We start from the raw sequence: 16535 nt of genomic DNA on the forward strand, positions 1-16535 counted from the left end.
GCGGAGGTGTCAGACACGGATCCCCCTCGGAATCGTCAGCCGGCCGAGCAGGACATACGCCGCGTCGAAGAGAAGCGCGAGGATCACGATCCCGAGCGTCCCCGCCAGCACCTGGTTGATCGCGTTGGCGCTGCCCAGGGACGCGATCCCGCGGAAGATCTCGTTGCCGAGCCCCGGACCCGAGGCATATGCCGCGACGGCGGCGATCCCCATCAGCATCTGGGTCGACACCCGGATCCCGGTCAGGATCGGCGGCCAGGCGAGCGGCAGTTCGATACGCAGCAGCCGCGCCGCGCGGGACATCCCGATGCCCGTCGCCGCGTCCACCAGGTTCGGGTCGACCCCGCGCAGGCCGACGACCGCGTTGCGGACGACCGGCAGCAGCCCGTACAGCGTCAGGGTGATCACGGTGGGGGGCACGCCGAGGCCGACGAGCGGGATCAGCAGACCGATCGCCGCGAGCGACGGGATCGTGAGCAGCGAGGCGGTGGACAGGATCGCCAGATTGCCCGCCCAGCCGCTGCGGTACGTGAGGACGCTGAGGAGCACCCCGAGCGCGGTGGCGATCACCATGCACTGGAAGACGGCGCTGACGTGCTGGAACGCGTCCGTGATCAGCTGCTGATGGCGGCTGCCGAGGTACTCCCAGAAGCTCACGCGCCCCCTCCGCGGGGTCACCGCGGCGGCTGGTCCTCCGCGGCCTGTTCCACCAGCGGGATGATCCGCAGGGGGACCGGGTTCTCCATGACGATCGCCGTGGAGGCCCGGACGATGCCATCAAAACCGACGACCCGGTCGATCACCCGTTGGAGATCGGCGTTGGAACGGGCCACGAGCCGGCACAGCATGTCCCCGTGGCCGGTGGTCGTGTGCAGTTCCAGGACCTCCGGCACGGTCGCCAAGTGGCCGCGTACGTCAGCGCCTTGACCCTGTTTGATCTCCAGGGTGGCGAAGGCCGTGACCGGATAGCCGAGGGCCGCCGGCTCGACCTGCGGGCCGAATCCGCGGATGACTCCGTTCGACTGAAGCCGGTCGAGCCGCGCCTGCACCGTGCCGCGGGCCACGCCGAGCCGCCGCGACGCCTCCAGCACCCCGATCCGGGGCTCCCGGGCCAGGAGCACGATGAGCCGCCCGTCCAGATGATCGATCGCCACGACGGCCTCCTTGATGGTCATCATGTACAAGTCGCCTGCCCATCCTGGCCCGTGGCTGCGCAGATTGACCAGAGAAACTGCAAACTATTGCGCAGCTTGCAGGTCGGCGGGACTCTGCTGTCATGACTGAGACCCTGGACCACATCCCCGGTACCGCGCGTGAGGCCGATCCCTTCCCGGTGAAGGGAATGGACGCCGTCGTCTTCGCCGTCGGCAACGCCAAGCAGGCCGCGCACTACTACTCCACGGCCTTCGGTATGCGGCTCGTGGCCTACTCCGGACCCGAGACCGGCTCCCGCGAGACCGCCAGCTACGTGCTGTCCAGCGGTGGCGCCCGCTTCGTGTTCACCTCCGTCATCAAGCCCTCCACCGACTGGGGCCGCTTCCTCGGCGACCACGTCGCCGAGCACGGCGACGGCGTGATCGACCTGGCGATCCAGGTCCCGGACGCGCGTGCCGCGTACGAGTACGCCATCGCGCGGGGCGCGACCAGCGTCACCGAGCCGTACGAGCTGAAGGACGAGCACGGCACCGTCGTCCTCGCCGCCATCGCCACCTACGGCAAGACCCGGCACACGCTCGTCGAGCGCTCGGACTACGACGGCCCCTACCTGCCCGGTTACATCGCCGCCAAGCCGATGGTCGAGCCGCCGGCCAAGCGCTACTTCCAGGCGATCGACCACTGCGTCGGCAACGTCGAACTCGGCCACATGAACGAGTGGGTCGGCTTCTACAACAAGGTCATGGGCTTCACGAACATGAAGGAGTTCGTGGGCGACGACATCGCGACCGAGTACTCGGCGCTGATGTCGAAGGTCGTCGCGGACGGCACCCTCAAGGTGAAGTTCCCGATCAACGAGCCGGCGATCGCGAAGAAGAAGTCGCAGATCGACGAGTACCTGGAGTTCTACAACGGCGCCGGCGTGCAGCACATCGCCCTCGCCACCAACGACATCGTCGCCTCCGTGCGCGCGATGCGCGCCGCCGGCGTCGAGTTCCTCGACACCCCGGACACGTACTACGACACGCTCGGCGAGTGGGTCGGCGACACCCGGGTCCCGATCGAGACCCTGCGCGAGCTGAAGATCCTCGCCGACCGCGACGAGGACGGCTACCTGCTCCAGATCTTCACCAAGCCGGTCCAGGACCGACCGACCGTCTTCTTCGAGATGATCGAGCGCCACGGCTCCCTGGGCTTCGGCAAGGGCAACTTCAAGGCCCTGTTCGAGGCCATCGAGCGCGAGCAGGAGCGCCGCGGCAACCTCTGACCGCAACCGAAAAGGGGTGCCCCACCCGGCACCCCGCCGCGCCGCCGTCCTCCTTCCCCGACCGGCGCGTCCCGTACGAGGGCCTGCCCGGGCGTTTCCCCGCACCGGGCAGGCCTTCGTGCACCCCGGGCGGGCACCAACGGGGGGCTCGCCCGGGGTGCCACCCACCCACTTCCCCCGCCCATCCCCATCCCCATCCCATCCCCTGTCCCACCCACCACCCACTGGCGGCCGGTGCCCACCCCCACCCCCCACCCAAGCGGGAGGGGTGCGGGGTGGTGCACGGACGACGGACGGGAGCGGGGGACGGGGAGGGGGTCGTGTTCGAAACGTAAAGCGTGATTTGTGGCGCGGAGACAGCAACGCTTCACGCACTACCAAGGCTCCCGCGCCGTAAATCATGCAGTGCGGAACACGAGCCCCCGGACCGGCCCACGCGCACCACCCACGAACCCCCAGCGCACCACCCCGCAACCCCGACCGCGCCCCCCCACGCCCCGCAACCCCGACCGCGCCCCCCACGCCCCGCCACCTCACCGCGCCCGCCCCGCCGGCCTCGACGGCCCCCTGCGCACCACGTCCGGCTTCCCCGCCCCCGGCGCCCCCGCCCCCGGCAACAGCTCCGGCAGCTCGTCCGGCGGCTCCCCGAGCTCCGCCAGCGCCTCCCGCGCCCGCGGCGCGAACAGCGGCGAGAACTCCGGATCGGTCCGCAGCGCCTCCGACAGATGCCGCCGGGCCGCCCCGCTCTCGCCGAGCGCCCGCTCGATCTCCCCCCGGTGGTACGAGAACAGCGCGCTGCGCAGCCCCTCCTCCGTGGCCCGCTTGGCGTACGGCAGGGCCTCCTTCGGCTCCCCGGCCCGCAGCAGCGCCCAGCCCAGCGCGTCCGCCACCTCCAGCGACCGATGCCCCCGCGCCCACGCCGCGCGCAGCCCCCGTACCGCCCGGGCCGGATCGCCGTGATCCGCCTCCAGCCGTCCCAGCGTCACCTCCGCCCGCACCCACGCCCCGGTCCGCAGCCGCCGGTACGACGCCTCGGCCTCCGCGTCCCGCCCCAGCGCCTCGGCCAGCTCGCCCGCCTCCAGGACGTACTCGGGCAGCGGCAGCCGGGCCACCGCCGCCCGCCAGTCGCGCAGCGCCTCCGCCGTCCGGCCGAGCGCCGCCTTGGCCCGCGCCTGCCCGGCGAGCGACGGCCCGTGATCCGCTACGAGCTCCAGCGCCGCCCCGTACCGCGCCAGCGCCTCCGCCGGCTCGCCCCGCTCCCCGGCCAGATCCCCCGCCCCGGACAGCGCGTCCGCCTTCTGCGCGGGCGTCTCGGCCAGCGCCACCGCGTCCAGCGCCGCCGCTCCCGCGTCCTCCCGCCAGCCCCGCACGCGATAGAGCGCGGCCGAACGGGCCGCGCCGGCCGCCGAGCCCCCGTGCAGCTCCGTCAGCGTCTCGCCGGCCCGCCGCGCCGCCTTGTAGTCGCCGAGCCCGTCGTACGCGTCGATCAGAACCGGGTACACCGACCAGCGCTTGGGGGCCGCCGCGCGCACCCGCTCGCCCCACTGGCGGCCCGCGGCCCAGTCGCCGCGCGCGTTCGCGAGCGCCGCGAGGCCCGCTTGCGCGTCCAGGTTGCCCCGGGCCGCGGGCCGGACCGTCAGGGAACGTTTCAGCGCCCGCTCCGCGCGCGTGAAGTCCGCCGGATCCGCGCGCCGCAGCCCCCGCTCGGCATATGCCGTACCGAGCAGCGCCCACGAGGTGTCGTCACCGGGATGCCCGGCCACCCACCGTTCGCGGTCGCCGATCAGCGCCGCCAGATCGGGCAGCGCCGCCGGGGCGCCCGCCTCCGCCGCCCGTCCCGCCCGCTCCGTCGGTCCGGGCGGGAGCGCCGCGGGCCGGCCGGCCGGCTCGGGCACGTACACCAGCGCCGCCGCCGCGAGCACCGCGCCCACGCCCGAGGCGAGGACCGTCCGCGACACGTTCTCGGGTCTCATGGCGCTCACTGTGCAGCCGCCCACCGCCGGGCGCGGAGCGCGCCGAGGGCCGTTCCGGCGGGTTCACACCGATGGCCCCGAGTGTCAGGCTGGAGACATGGACGATCTTCACGAGGCTCTTTCCGGCGATCTCTCCGGCGATGAATCCGACGCCCGTCGCGGCGACGCCCGTCACGACGATGCCGGTCACGACGACGCCCGTCACGACGACGCCCGGTCCGAGGGGGCCGGCGGGGAGTTTGGCGCGCGGCCGGAGGAACTTCACGCGCGGCTGCGCGCCGGACTCCCCGCCGAAGCCGTGCTCACCGACCCCGACGTCATGGCCTCCTACGCCCATGACATGGCGAGCTTCTGCACGGCCGGCGCCCCCGCTGCCGTCGTGCTCCCGCGTACCGTCGAACAGGTCCAGCACGTCCTGCGCACCGCGACCGCGCTCCGTGTTCCCGTGGTCCCCCAGGGTGCCCGCACCGGCCTGTCCGGCGCCGCCAACGCCTCCGACGGCTGCGTCGTGCTGTCCCTGGTCAAGATGGACCGGATCCTGGAGATCGACCCCGTCGACCGGATCGCCGTCGTCGAACCCGGTGTGATCAACGCCGTGCTGTCCCGCGCCGTCGCCGAACACGGCCTGTACTACCCGCCGGACCCCTCCAGCTGGGAGATGTGCACCATCGGCGGCAACATCGGCACCGCGTCCGGCGGCCTGTGCTGCGTGAAGTACGGGGTGACCGCCGAGTACGTCCTCGGTCTCGACGTCGTCCTCGCCGACGGGCGGCTGCTGCGCACCGGCCGCCGCACCGCGAAGGGCGTCGCCGGATACGACCTGACCCGGCTCTTCGTCGGCTCCGAGGGCAGCCTCGGCATCGTCGTCGGGGCGGTCCTCGCGCTCAAGCCGCAGCCGCCCGCGCAGCTCGCGCTCGCCGCCGAGTTCCCCTCGGCGGAGGCGGCCTGCGAAGCCGTCTGCGCCATCATGGAGCGGGGCCACACCCCGTCCCTCCTCGAACTGATGGACGGCACCACCGTCCGGGCCGTCAACCGGCTCGCGCACATGGGTCTGCCCGACACCACCGAGGCGCTGCTGCTGTGCGCCTTCGACACCCCGGACCCGGCCGCCGATCTGGCCGCGGTGGGGGAGCTGTGCCGGGCCGCCGGGGCGACCGAGGTCGTCCCCGCCGAGGACGCCGCCGAGTCCGAACTCCTGCTCCAGGCCCGCCGGCTCTCGCTGAACGCGCTGGAGACCATCAAACCCGCCACGATGATCGACGACGTCTGCGTGCCGCGCACCAAGCTCGCCGCGATGCTCACCGGCACGGACGCGATCGCCGGGAAGTACGGGCTGACCATCGGCGTCTGCGCGCACGCGGGCGACGGCAACACCCACCCGGTCGTCTGCTTCGACCCGGCCGACGAGGACGAGTCGCGGCGGGCGCGGGAGTCCTTCGACGAGATCATGGCGCTCGGACTCGCGCTCGGCGGCACGATCACCGGCGAGCACGGAGTGGGCGTGCTGAAGAAGGAGTGGCTGGCGCGCGAACTCGGGCCGGTGGGGCTCGAACTCCAGCGCGGCATCAAGCGCACCTTCGACCCGCTGGGCCTGCTGAACCCGGGCAAGCTCTTCTGACGTACCCCGGTTCGGCGCCGTGCCCGGCACCGGGGTGGCAGTCGTGCCCGCACCCGTTCCCGATGCCCGCCGTACGCGCGGGTGGGCGGTTCCGGGAGCCCGGGCGGTCCGGGCGGGCAGGGCAGGCGGATACGCGCCGGCGTGTCGCACCGGTCGGCGCCTCACCGGTCGTCCTCGGCGGACTCGTCCGAGCCCCACGGGTCGCGCGGCCACAGGTCGTCCGCCACGACCGTGGTGGCGAGGAGTTCGGCGAGCCCGTCGTCGATGCCGAGCCGGTCGCCCTCGGTGCCCGGCGGGACGGCGCGCAGGGTCCGCTCCAGCCAGGCGGACACCTGCGCGGACGGGGCCTCCAGAAGGGCGTCGCCGTCGGGGGAGGACAGGGCCATCAGGATGACGTTGCGGCCGTCGACCTTGGTCGGCCAGATCCGGACGTCACCGTGGCCGCAGGGCCGGAACACGCCCTCGACGAGGAGTTCACGGGCGAAGGTCCAGTCGACCGGGTACTCGGAGCCGACGTGGAACTCGATGTGGACCGCGTACGGGTCGCCGGTCAGATAGGCGAGCCGGGCGGGGACGGGGACGGAGCACTCGGGCGACAGGACGAGCCGCATCTCCAGCTCGCGCTCGACCACGGTGTTGTCGGTGTTCTGCATGATGGTTTCGCCTCTCTCCCGCGCGGCCCGCGGCGGGCCGTCACCAGGAGAGAGCGGGGTCGGGCCGGACTATGACGCGACTTCGGAGAAGTTTCCGAAGAAATTTTTCCGGGCCTCCGGGGACGGGGGTGGACCGGGCCGGATCGGGGGCCGACCGGGGGCGGACCGGGTGCGCGATGGGGGTGGGACGGGGACGGACCGGGCCGGCCGGTCGCCGGCCGGGACCAGGCCAACGAAGAGCCACAGGCCCGAGTATCACTCTGCGTCACATTTCTTTGATGGCGTCCCCCGGAAGCGGGCTTTCTGGCGGGCTCCTTGTCCCCGCGGGGGCGTTCTTCGTTACTGTCCTCTCTGGGGCGCCAGGCGCCCGCGCGGATCAAGACCTTGTGACTGAACGGAGTCGGGGCAGTGGCTACTCCACCTGGAGGCGGCGGGGACGTACCGCAGGCGGGCTACTACCCCGACCCGTCCATTCCCGGGTACATCCGCTACTGGAACGGGGGCGCGTGGGTCCCCGGGACCAGCCGGCCGGCTCCCCAGGAGGGCGAGACCCCGCCGGCCCCGCCGGTCTCCGGCACGCCGATGCCCGGCCCGGCCGCCCCCGCGGAGGCGGAGGCCCCCGCGACCCCGGTGGTTCCCGCTGCCCCGGCGGTCCCGGCTGCCTCTGCGGTCCCCCCGGTCCCCACGGTCGAGGAGACCGGCCCGCTCTTCTTCGACGAGGACCCCGAACCCGCCTCCTCCTGGCAGGCCACCACCTCCGGCCAGACCGGCTTCGGCGGCGAGATGGACCAGAAGGTGTCCTGGGGTCACACCGGCGGTGCCGACCCGCGCGCGGCGGCGTCCTCCGCCTGGCCCGCGTCCGGCGGCCACGCCGAGCCGCCCGCGTCCGTACCGGCGCCCGCGCCCGCCCCCATGCCCGTTCCCTCCCCGGCCCAGGCCCCGTCGCCGATGCCGTCGCCCGAGACCGTACGCGACCAGGCCACCACCACCCTGAAGGCCACCGGCGCACCCGCGGCCTACGGCGCCCGGCCCGCCGCTTCTCCGGTGGCGGCACCCGCCGCACCCCATGTGCCGCAACCGCCGCAACCGCCCCAGGCGCCCCAGGCGCCTCAGGCGCCCCACGCGCCTTCCTGGCCCGTCGCCGAAGCCGCCCCGGCCGCAGCCGCTTCCGATCCCGCGCGCGGTACGGGCACGGTGCCGCCTCAGGGTGGCCGCCCGGTGGCCGGCGCGCAGGACCGGCCCGCCGCCGCGGCCCCGGCCCCCGCCCGTCAGGAAGCCGCCCCGGCCCCCGCCCCGGCCTGGCCCGAGGACCGCCGGACCGCCGTGCCCGGACCGGCCGGCCCGCTCGGACCGCTCGGCGCCGGCGGAGCCGTCAACTCCGCACCCGCGCCCTCACCCTGGGCCCAGCAGTCCTCCCCGCCGCCTCAGCAGACGCGGCCCGCGCAGCCCGCACCCGTGGCCCAGGCGGCGCGGCCCGCCCAGGACGCCGGGCAACCGCCCGTCACCCCCTGGAAGCCGCCGGTCGAGGACCCGTTCCTGGCGGCGATGCGCGACCAGACCGCCGCCCGGCCCGCCGGGCTGGGCCGCCGGCTGCTGGCCCGGATCATCGACGGCGTGCTCGTCGGCGCGGTCCTCGGGGCCGTCGCCTACCCGCTGGGCAGCGCCGCCCTCGCCCATATCGACGACAAGATCGAGGCGGCCCGTCAGTCCGGTGTCACCGTGCGGGTCTGGCTCGTCGACTCCACGACCGCCGGGCAGTTCGGCGTCATCCTCGCGGCCTTCCTCCTCCTCGGTGTGCTCTACGAGGTGCTGCCCACCGCCAAGTGGGGCCGCACCCTCGGCAAGAAGCTGTGCGGGATCCAGGTCCGGGACATCGAGGCGCACGAACCGCCCACGTTCGGCACGGCCCTGCGCCGATGGCTGGTCTACAGCGTGCTCGGGCTGCTCCTGATCGGCGTGTTCAACGTGCTCTGGTGTCTGTTCGACCGGCCGTGGCGGCAGTGCTGGCACGACAAGGCCGCTCGTACCTTCGTCGCCGCCGGCTAGCCACCGGCGGTCAGGGCCCCTTCGGCCGGTCAAAGAGCCGGCCGAAGGCCGACCCTCGGGTCCGTCCGCCGGGGTGTCACTCGGGGTGTCACCCGGACGGGGGCCGATTCGTTGCGGGGTCCGGGGGCGCGGGATGCACTGCCCCCATGAGCAACGATCAGCCGCCGCCCCCGGGACCGCCCCCGGAGGACGACCCCTTCGGCAAGAAGCCCCCGGGCCCGCCGGCCGGCCCGCCCCCCGGCGAACCCCCGCCCTCGGGACCCCCTTTCGGCGGACCTCCGCCGGGGGGCGGGCCTCCTCCAGGCAACCCGTACGACAGGCATATGCCACCCCCACCGCCGTACGGCGACCCCGGGGGCTACGGCGGTTTCGGCGCCGACCCCCTCGCCGGGATGCCCCCGCTCGGCGATCCGGTGCGCCGGATCGCGGCCCGCGTCCTCGACTGGCTGATCGTCGCCATCCCGCTCGCCATCATCGGCATCCCGTTCCACATCTACGAGCGGATCACCGAGAACGACGACTGGAACAACACGGTCAACAGCCTCAACGGCGGCAGCCAGTTGATCTTCCAGCTGATCACGATCGTCGCGTACGTCGGCTACGACACGGTCATGATCGCGCGCAACGGTCAGACCCTCGGCAAGAAGTGGCTGAAGCTACGGGTCGCGATGCTCAACGACGGTTCCACACCGCCGATGAACGCTTCCCTCGTCCGCGCGTTCGTGCTCTGGCTGCCCGCGCTGATCTGCTGCGCCTGCCTGTGGCCGCTGCTCATCCTGATCCTGATCCTGCTGGACAAGCCGTACAAGCAGGGCCTGCACGACAAGGCGGCCAAGACGGTCGTGGTGACCGTTCCCGAGCGGCGGTGACGTGGCGGCCGTCCGTCCCACACCGCCGCCCGCACCCGCGCGAGGGCGCCCCAGGCTCCAAGCCCCGCGCCCTCACCGCCCGATATCCGGGGCTCCGGCCCGCAGCCGGAGCCCCGTCGCCGTACGACAGGCATATGCCGACCCGGGCGCGCTCCCCGGCACCCCACGCCACCTGCCCGTACACCGCTCGCGCATCTATCTGGGGGCTCGTCAGAGGCTCAGGAGGGTCCGACTATTGAAGAATCGGTCCTGCATAGTGCACTTGGCCTGTCCAAGTCAAGATCTGGTTTTTCTTCGTCAACTCCGATCGAATGTCGTCACTTGTGACGCGCACAACCGCCTGGGCGGGCACCCCACCGATTTCCGCCGGGTGAGCGCGCCGGGGAGGACGAAAACAAGTGACCAACAGACGACGGACGATCATGGCGTCCGCAGTCGTCGTGGCGCTCGCGGCCACTGCCGCCACCGCCTCGACCTTCGGTACGGCGTGGGCCGCCGACTCGAACGACACCCCGGCGGCCGTGGCCGCCAACCGGGCCCAGGCCGTCGACAAGACGGCGGTCGACCACAACCTCGACGGCCCGTTCAGCAAGAAGCAGGACCAGCAGCGCAAGGCCGCTGTCGACGCCGTCCTCAAGGGCGACGCCAAGGTCGAGAAGCGCAACGGTTCCGACGTCGTCAAGCTCGGCAACAAGAAGTACGTCGAGCTGGGGCGCGAGAAGACCGACAAGATCTTCACGATCCTCGTCGAGTTCGGCGACCAGGTGCACCCGAAGTACGGTGGCGAGCCCGGCCCGCTGCACAACTCCATAGCCAAGCCGGACCGCAAGGCCGACAACTCGACCGCCTGGCAGGCCGATTACAACCAGGCGCACTTCCAGGACCTGTACTTCGGCACCGGCAAGGACAAGGCCACCGGCCAGCCGAAGCAGTCGCTGAAGACGTACTACGAGCAGACCTCGTCCGGCCGCTACTCGGTCGACGGCACCGTCACCGACTGGGTGAAGGTCCCGTACAACGAGGCCCGCTACGGCTCGAACTACTGCGGCCAGTCCAACTGCATCAACGTCTGGGACACGGTCCGCGATGGCGTCAACGCCTGGGTCGCCGACCAGAAGGCCCAGGGCAAGTCCGACGCGGACATCAAGTCGGTCCTGGCCTCCTACGACCAGTGGGACCGCTACGACTACGACAACGACGGCGACTTCAACGAGCCCGACGGCTACATCGACCACTTCCAGATCGTCCACGCGGGCGAGGACGAGTCGGCCGGCGGCGGCGCGCAGGGCGGGGACGCGCTGTGGGCGCACCGCTGGTACGCCTACGGCACGGACAACGGCAAGACCGGTCCGGCCGAGAACAAGGCCGGCGGCACGCAGATCGGCAACACTGGCATCTGGGTCGGCGACTATACGATGCAGCCGGAGAACGGCGGCCTCGGCGTCTACGCCCACGAGTACGGTCACGACCTCGGTCTGCCGGACCACTACGACACCTCCGGCGGCGAGAACTCGACCGGCTTCTGGACCCTCATGTCCTCGGGTTCGTGGCTCGGCACCGGCAAGGACTCGATCGGCGACATGCCCGGCGACATGAACGCCTGGGACAAGCTGCAGCTCGGCTGGCTGGACTACGACAAGGTCAGCGACGCGCAGCGCGCCACCAAGACCACCCACAAGCTGGGCGTGTCGGAGTACAACACCAAGCTTCCGCAGGCGCTCGTCGTCGAGCTGCCGAAGGAGCACGTCACCACCGACGTCGTCGCCCCCGCCGAGGGTGCGAACCAGTGGTGGAGCGACATGGGTGACGACCTCAAGAACACCCTGACCCGCCCGGTCGACCTCACCGGCAAGTCCTCGGCCTCCCTGGACCTCCAGGGCTGGTGGGACATCGAGCAGGACTACGACTTCCTCTACACGGAGGTCTCCACCGACGGCGGCGCCAACTGGACCGCCCTCGACGGCACCGCCGACGGCCAGCCGCTGCCCAAGGACGCCTCCGGCGCCTCGGCGCTCACCGGCGAGTCCAAGACGCACAAGAAGCTCTCGTTCGACTTGAGCGCCTACGCGGGCAAGAAGATCGACCTCCGCTTCCGCTACCAGACGGACGGCGGCGCCGGTGGCAAGGGCTTCACGGCCGACGCCATCACGCTGACCGCCGACGGTGCGCCGGTCTTCTCGGACAACGCCGAGAACGGTGACAACGGCTGGGTCTCCAACGGCTTCTCGCGGGTCGGTGCCTCGTTCTCCAAGGAGTACGAGCAGTACTACATCGCCGAGAACCGCCAGTACGTGTCGTACGACAAGACCCTCCAGGTCGGCCCGTACAACTTCGGCTTCACCGGTGACAAGGCGAGCTGGGTCGAGCACTACGCGTACCAGAACGGCCTGCTGATCTGGAAGTGGGACCTGTCTCAGAAGGACAACAACACCTCCAAGCACCCGGGCCAGGGCCGCGTCCTGCCGATCGACTCGCACCCGACGCCGCTGAAGTGGAACGACGGCACCCTGATGCGCGGTCGCATCCAGGCGTACGACTCGCCGTTCACCCTCGCCAAGACCGACGGCATGGTGCTGCACCGGCGCGACCAGGCCACCACGGTCCCGTCGCTCCCGGGCAACCCGGTCTTCGACGACCACGCCGGCACCTACTGGACCCCCGAGGACCCGGCCTCCGGCGTCAAGACCACTGACACCAACACCAAGATCCAGGTGGTCAAGGAGCAGCCGAACGCCGGAACGGTCACCGTCGAGGTCGGCCCGTCCGTGCGGTAATCCGTGACGTGATGGCGAAAGCCTGAGCATCACCGCAGGTCAGAGCATGATCGGCCGTCGCCCCCTAGCGGGCGGCGGCCGATCGTGTTTAGGTGCGTCGTACGGCCTGAGCCGACCTCGGGCCGTCCGCTGTTATTGACAGTCGTTCCACGGGGGAGTGGTTCCGCATGTCCACAGGAGGCTTCTGCCGCCTGCCCGGAGGCAGTGTCGTCGTCGCCATAGGGCTGCCCAGCCCGGCCGGCGACGGCTCCACCGTCCGCTTCCTGGTGCACGCCGCGAACCGCGCCCGCGCCCTGACCCGGCTGCGCAACCTCGGACTGCGGTCCGTCTATCTGCGCGGCAACACCGAGCCGCCCACGCCCGACGAGATCACGGCCGTGCTGCACCACCCGGACGGGCTGCTGTGGCGGATCACCGCGCAGGAGCTGTGGCACTCCATACGGATGCTGCCGAAGGCGCCGGTGGGCTGAGGGGCTGAGGGGCCGGGGCTCCGGTTCTCACCGGCAGTCGTCCGCGTGCCCGGCTGCCCAGCTGCCCGGCCGTGGGGTCGTCCGGTCGTGCGGTTACGCGACGACGGGGCTGCCGGTCAGCTCCACGCCCGCCGCGCGCAGCTCCTCCAGGGCCCGGTCCGTGGTCTCCCGCGCGACGCCCGCCGTCAGATCGAGCAGGACCCGGGTGCGAAAGCCCTCGCGGACCGCGTCCAGGGCGGTCGCGCGCACACAGTGGTCGGTGGCGATGCCGACGACGTCGACCTCGGCGATGTCCCGGGCGCGCAGCCACTCGGCGAGCGTGCTGCCGTTCTCGTCGCGCCCCTCGAATCCGCTGTACGCGGCCTCGTAGGCGCCCTTGTCGAAGACCGCGTCGATCGCGCCGCCCGCGACGGCGGGCGCGAAGTTCGGGTGGAAGCCGACGCCCTCGGTGCCGGCCACGCAGTGGTCGGGCCAGGAGGCGACGTAGTCCGGGTGCGCGGAGAAGTGATCGCCCGGGGCGACATGGTGGTCGCGGGTGGCGACGACGTGTCTGTACGCGGACCCGGCCGTCTCGCCGACCAGTTCGGTGACGGCGGCCGCGACATCGCCGCCGCCCGTCACCGCGAGGCTGCCGCCCTCGCAGAAGTCGTTCTGAACGTCCACAACGATCAAAGCGCGGTGCATGGCGGGTGTCCTTAGCGGTGTGGGGGAGGGGAGATCGGGGCCGAAGCCAGGGGCCGAAGCCGGAGGTCGGCGGCCGAATCCGAGCCTAGGTACTTCCCCCGTCCGGCGGGAGGGGGAGGACACCCCGGATCGGCCGGGACGGGACGGGACCGCCCGGGGCGGGCGGGACAGGGCGGAGGGGCGCCGAGGGAGCGCCGGAGGGGCGCCCCGTTCAGGCGCGGCGCGCCTCGTCGGTCCGTACGGACGTACGGACCGAAGTCCGAGTCCGCCGGACGCCCTCCTCCGCACCCCGCCTCTCTCAGACGTACTCCGTCGGCAGCACCGGCTCGCCCCGCGACAGCTGGATCGCCGACATCGGCAGCCCCGCGCGGGCCGCGATGTGCCGGGCGCGGGCCGTCTCCAGGGGCTCGCGGGCCACCACGTCACCCGCCTTGACCAGCGGAACCAGCAGCTGCCGGTCGACCAGCTCGGGCGGCACCGGACCGGTGCCGATCACCTCGGCCTCGGCGATCCCGTCGCCGTCCACCCGGCGGGCGGCCCACTTGCGCCCGCCCACGGACACCTTGCCGCCCACGGACTTCTTGGCGACCGGCGTCAGCGGCGCCTTCGGGTCCGCCGACGCGGCCCGCGCGACCAGCTTGTAGACCATCGAGCAGGTCGGGTGCCCGCTGCCGGTGACGAGCTGGGTGCCCACTCCGTACGCGTCGACCGGCGCGGCGGCCAGCGAGGCGATGGCGTACTCGTCGAGGTCGGAGGTGACCACGATCCGGGTGTCGTGCGCGCCCAGCTCGTTCAGCTGCGCCCGGACCCGGTGGGCGACGAGCAGCAGATCGCCGGAGTCGACGCGGACGGCGCCGAGGCCGGTGCCCGCCACCTCGACGGCGGTGCGGACGGCCTCGGCCACGTCGTAGGTGTCGACGAGCAGGGTGGTGCCGGAGCCCAGCGAGTCGACCTGGGCCCGGAAGGCGTCGCGCTCGGTGTCGTGCAGCAGGGTGAAGGCGTGGGCGGAGGTGCCGACGGTCGGGATGCCGTAGCGGAAGCCCGCCGCGAGGTCGGAGGTGGAGTCGAAGCCGCCCACGAACGCGGCGCGGGCGCAGGCGACGGCGCCGAGTTCGTGGGTGCGCCGGGCGCCCATCTCGATGAGCCGGCGCCCGCCGGCGGCGGCCGACATCCGGGACGCGGCGGCGGCGATGGCCGAGTCGTGGTTGAGGATGGAGAGGATTACCGTCTCCAGGAGCACGCACTCGGCGAAGGTGCCCTCCACGCGCAGCACGGGCGAGCCGGGGAAGTACACCTCGCCCTCGGGGTAGCCCCAGATGTCGCCGGAGAAGCGATAGCCGGCCAGCCACTGGAGGGTCGGCTCGTCGACGATCCCGCGCTCGCGCAGGAAGCCGATCACGTCGGCGTCGAAGCGGAAGTTCTCGACGGCGTCGAGGACGCGTCCCACTCCGGCGAGCACCCCGTAGCGCCGCCCTTCGGGCAGCCGGCGGGTGAAGATCTCGAAGACGGACCGGCGGTCCGCGGTGCCGGCCCGGAGGGCGGCCTGGAGCATGGTCAGCTCGTACTGGTCGGTGAAGAGCGCGGTCGACGGGACGTCCACCGGCAGGCCGATGCCGCTCTTCAGCGCGCGCGCGTCGCGCGCTTCGTCGTTTCGCAGCCCAAGGTCCGCAGCGTTCATAGGATGATGCTAGCGCACTATTCGTCATTCTGACGAATAGTGGTGCGGTACGGGTGACCCGTTTGTGCGACGGGCCGTCGCTAGTGGCAGCATGGGCCACGTGAGCGTCGCGCCTATCGAGATCGAACGTACCCAGTCGGCCGAGGAGGTCTCCACAGTCGTCGAACCGGACGTGCCGTGGGTGACCCTCGTGCACAACGACCCGGTGAACCTGATGAGCTATGTCACCTACGTCTTCCAGGCGTACTTCGGTTACTCCAAGGACAAGGCGCACAAGCTGATGCTCGACGTGCACAACAAGGGCCGCGCGGTGGTCTCCAGCGGCACCCGCGAGGAGATGGAACGCGACGTGCAGGCGATGCACGGCTACGGCCTGTGGGCGACCCTCTCGCAGGACCGCGGCTGATGGCGGGGCACTTCGAGGCGCGCCCGGGCGGCGGCGCGGCCGTCGCGCTCGACGAGGTCGAGATCTCCATCCTGCGCTCGCTCGCGGTCCAGCTCCTGGAGCTGATCGGCCCCGGTGACGAGCCCGCTCAGGGCGAGGACCCGCTGGCCGCGCTGTTCGCCGAGGGGCCGAGCGAGCCGCCCGCCGACCCGGCGCTGCGCCGGCTCTTCCCCGACGCGTACGGGAACGACACCGACGAACTGCGGCAGGCCGCCGCCGACTTCCGCCGCTTCACCGAGAACGACCTGCGGGCGCGCAAGCGCCAGGACGCGCTCGCCGTGGTCCGCAGCCTCGACGAGCTGTCCTCCTCCGGTGCGTCCGGTGCGTCCGGTGCGTCCGGTGCGTCCGGTGCGTCCGGTGCGTCCGGCGCGGCCGGTGACGGCGCCGCTGAAGCCGAGGGTCAGGATGGGGGTGAGGGCGGCGGGATCCTCACTCTCGCTCCGGAGGGTTCCCGCGCCTGGCTCGGCACCCTCAACGACCTGCGGCTGACCATCGCCTCCCGGCTGGAGATCACCGCGGACGAGGAGAGCGAGCTGCTGTACCGGCTGCCCGACTCCGACCCGCGCAAGCCGATGGTGATGGCGTATCTCTGGCTCGGCGGTCTCCAGGAGACCCTCGTCGAGACCCTGATGGCCTAGCGAGCCCGCCTCCGCCTGGCGCGTTCGCTCAGCGGACGCTCAAATCCGGATAACGAATACGTTATCGAAGCGACCCTGTTTGCCGTGTTGGGTCACTTCCGTCCGCATATAAATGTGGCGCGGGTCACATGATCGATCGTCGCTCACGGCAACTCCATGTCGACTCCGTGATAAATCTTCACGACCGCCCGGGGACGCCACCCTTGTCCCCGGGGGCGCTTTGGCCGGCTGACCGCCGGTGGCACTCCATCCATATCCGGGGGGA

Annotated in this window: 14 protein-coding genes; 8 read left to right on the plus strand and 6 right to left on the minus strand. The window is 72.1% G+C overall.

Features of this window, described 5'->3' with window-relative positions; genetic code table 11:
* Window positions 1–9: 9 nt before the first annotated feature.
* Entirely contained in the window at window positions 10–657 is a 648-nt protein-coding gene (locus ACGFRB_RS10970) for an ABC transporter permease (protein ID WP_363000762.1), read from the minus strand.
* A 17-nt stretch (window positions 658–674) separates the two neighbouring features.
* Window positions 675–1175 carry an Lrp/AsnC family transcriptional regulator gene (locus ACGFRB_RS10975; RefSeq protein ID WP_361238790.1) on the minus strand — a complete coding sequence of 167 codons (501 nt, stop codon included), beginning with the start codon at window positions 1173–1175 and terminating at the stop codon, window positions 675–677.
* Between the two features lie 101 nt (window positions 1176–1276).
* On the opposite strand from ACGFRB_RS10975, the gene hppD reads away from it, so the two are divergent.
* The gene (gene hppD / locus ACGFRB_RS10980) at window positions 1277–2422 is read left to right on the plus strand and encodes a 4-hydroxyphenylpyruvate dioxygenase (protein ID WP_393241725.1); all 1146 of its coding nucleotides are present in this window, start codon (window positions 1277–1279) and stop codon (window positions 2420–2422) included.
* A 533-nt stretch (window positions 2423–2955) separates the two neighbouring features.
* On the opposite strand, the gene ACGFRB_RS10985 is transcribed toward hppD, so the two are convergent.
* Complete coding sequence (locus ACGFRB_RS10985) at window positions 2956–4395, minus strand: tetratricopeptide repeat protein (RefSeq protein ID WP_393241728.1); 1440 nt, start codon at window positions 4393–4395, stop codon at window positions 2956–2958.
* Between the two features lie 97 nt (window positions 4396–4492).
* Here ACGFRB_RS10985 and ACGFRB_RS10990 point away from each other — a divergent pair, with 97 nt between their 5' ends.
* Window positions 4493–6013: an FAD-binding oxidoreductase gene (locus ACGFRB_RS10990; protein ID WP_393241731.1), complete on the plus strand. Its 1521-nt coding sequence runs from the start codon at window positions 4493–4495 to the stop codon at window positions 6011–6013.
* A 161-nt stretch (window positions 6014–6174) separates the two neighbouring features.
* On the opposite strand, the gene ACGFRB_RS10995 is transcribed toward ACGFRB_RS10990, so the two are convergent.
* Window positions 6175–6666: an SsgA family sporulation/cell division regulator gene (locus ACGFRB_RS10995; RefSeq protein ID WP_363000754.1), complete on the minus strand. Its 492-nt coding sequence runs from the start codon at window positions 6664–6666 to the stop codon at window positions 6175–6177.
* A gap of 408 nt (window positions 6667–7074) precedes the next feature.
* Between ACGFRB_RS10995 and ACGFRB_RS11000 the strand changes: the two genes are divergently transcribed.
* From ACGFRB_RS11000 to ACGFRB_RS11015, 4 genes are all read left to right on the plus strand, one after another.
* On the plus strand, window positions 7075–8712 hold the full coding sequence (locus tag ACGFRB_RS11000) for an RDD family protein (RefSeq protein ID WP_393241734.1): 1638 nt from the start codon (window positions 7075–7077) through the stop codon (window positions 8710–8712).
* Between the two features lie 146 nt (window positions 8713–8858).
* Window positions 8859–9581: an RDD family protein gene (locus tag ACGFRB_RS11005; RefSeq protein ID WP_393241737.1), complete on the plus strand. Its 723-nt coding sequence runs from the start codon at window positions 8859–8861 to the stop codon at window positions 9579–9581.
* A gap of 398 nt (window positions 9582–9979) precedes the next feature.
* Window positions 9980–12355: an immune inhibitor A domain-containing protein gene (locus ACGFRB_RS11010; RefSeq protein ID WP_393241740.1), complete on the plus strand. Its 2376-nt coding sequence runs from the start codon at window positions 9980–9982 to the stop codon at window positions 12353–12355.
* A 167-nt stretch (window positions 12356–12522) separates the two neighbouring features.
* On the plus strand, window positions 12523–12825 hold the full coding sequence (locus ACGFRB_RS11015) for a hypothetical protein (RefSeq protein ID WP_361234381.1): 303 nt from the start codon (window positions 12523–12525) through the stop codon (window positions 12823–12825).
* Between the two features lie 93 nt (window positions 12826–12918).
* Here ACGFRB_RS11015 and ACGFRB_RS11020 read toward each other — a convergent pair whose 3' ends face one another.
* Both ACGFRB_RS11020 and ACGFRB_RS11025 read right to left on the minus strand, forming a co-directional pair.
* Complete coding sequence (locus ACGFRB_RS11020) at window positions 12919–13509, minus strand: isochorismatase family protein (RefSeq protein WP_361234384.1); 591 nt, start codon at window positions 13507–13509, stop codon at window positions 12919–12921.
* 298 nt (window positions 13510–13807) lie between these two features.
* Window positions 13808–15187: a nicotinate phosphoribosyltransferase gene (locus tag ACGFRB_RS11025; protein ID WP_393241745.1), complete on the minus strand. Its 1380-nt coding sequence runs from the start codon at window positions 15185–15187 to the stop codon at window positions 13808–13810.
* A gap of 91 nt (window positions 15188–15278) precedes the next feature.
* Here ACGFRB_RS11025 and clpS point away from each other — a divergent pair, with 91 nt between their 5' ends.
* Both clpS and ACGFRB_RS11035 read left to right on the plus strand, forming a co-directional pair.
* Window positions 15279–15593: an ATP-dependent Clp protease adapter ClpS gene (gene clpS, locus ACGFRB_RS11030; RefSeq protein ID WP_363000745.1), complete on the plus strand. Its 315-nt coding sequence runs from the start codon at window positions 15279–15281 to the stop codon at window positions 15591–15593.
* Window positions 15593–16270, plus strand: coding sequence for a DUF2017 domain-containing protein (locus tag ACGFRB_RS11035; protein ID WP_393241749.1), 678 nt, complete (start codon window positions 15593–15595; stop codon window positions 16268–16270). Before clpS ends, ACGFRB_RS11035 begins: the two co-directional genes overlap by 1 nt.
* The last annotated feature ends 265 nt before the right edge of the window (window positions 16271–16535 follow it).

Source organism: Streptomyces sp. NPDC048718, from assembly GCF_043198875.1.
Lineage (GTDB): Bacteria > Actinomycetota > Actinomycetes > Streptomycetales > Streptomycetaceae > Streptomyces.

What these genes read in the sequence shown, in the direction of transcription:
- ACGFRB_RS10975 (WP_361238790.1), bottom strand. Translation starts at nt 1,175, where the DNA reads ATGACCATCAAGGAGGCCGTCGTGGCGATCGATCATCTGGACGGGCGG.
- hppD (WP_393241725.1), top strand. Translation starts at nt 1,277, where the DNA reads ATGACTGAGACCCTGGACCACATCCCCGGTACCGCGCGTGAGGCCGAT.
- ACGFRB_RS10985 (WP_393241728.1), bottom strand. Translation starts at nt 4,395, where the DNA reads ATGAGACCCGAGAACGTGTCGCGGACGGTCCTCGCCTCGGGCGTGGGC.
- ACGFRB_RS10990 (WP_393241731.1), top strand. Translation starts at nt 4,493, where the DNA reads ATGGACGATCTTCACGAGGCTCTTTCCGGCGATCTCTCCGGCGATGAA.
- ACGFRB_RS10995 (WP_363000754.1), bottom strand. Translation starts at nt 6,666, where the DNA reads ATGCAGAACACCGACAACACCGTGGTCGAGCGCGAGCTGGAGATGCGG.
- ACGFRB_RS11005 (WP_393241737.1), top strand. Translation starts at nt 8,859, where the DNA reads ATGAGCAACGATCAGCCGCCGCCCCCGGGACCGCCCCCGGAGGACGAC.
- ACGFRB_RS11015 (WP_361234381.1), top strand. Translation starts at nt 12,523, where the DNA reads ATGTCCACAGGAGGCTTCTGCCGCCTGCCCGGAGGCAGTGTCGTCGTC.
- ACGFRB_RS11020 (WP_361234384.1), bottom strand. Translation starts at nt 13,509, where the DNA reads ATGCACCGCGCTTTGATCGTTGTGGACGTTCAGAACGACTTCTGCGAG.
- ACGFRB_RS11025 (WP_393241745.1), bottom strand. Translation starts at nt 15,187, where the DNA reads ATGAACGCTGCGGACCTTGGGCTGCGAAACGACGAAGCGCGCGACGCG.
- clpS (WP_363000745.1), top strand. Translation starts at nt 15,279, where the DNA reads ATGGGCCACGTGAGCGTCGCGCCTATCGAGATCGAACGTACCCAGTCG.
- ACGFRB_RS11035 (WP_393241749.1), top strand. Translation starts at nt 15,593, where the DNA reads ATGGCGGGGCACTTCGAGGCGCGCCCGGGCGGCGGCGCGGCCGTCGCG.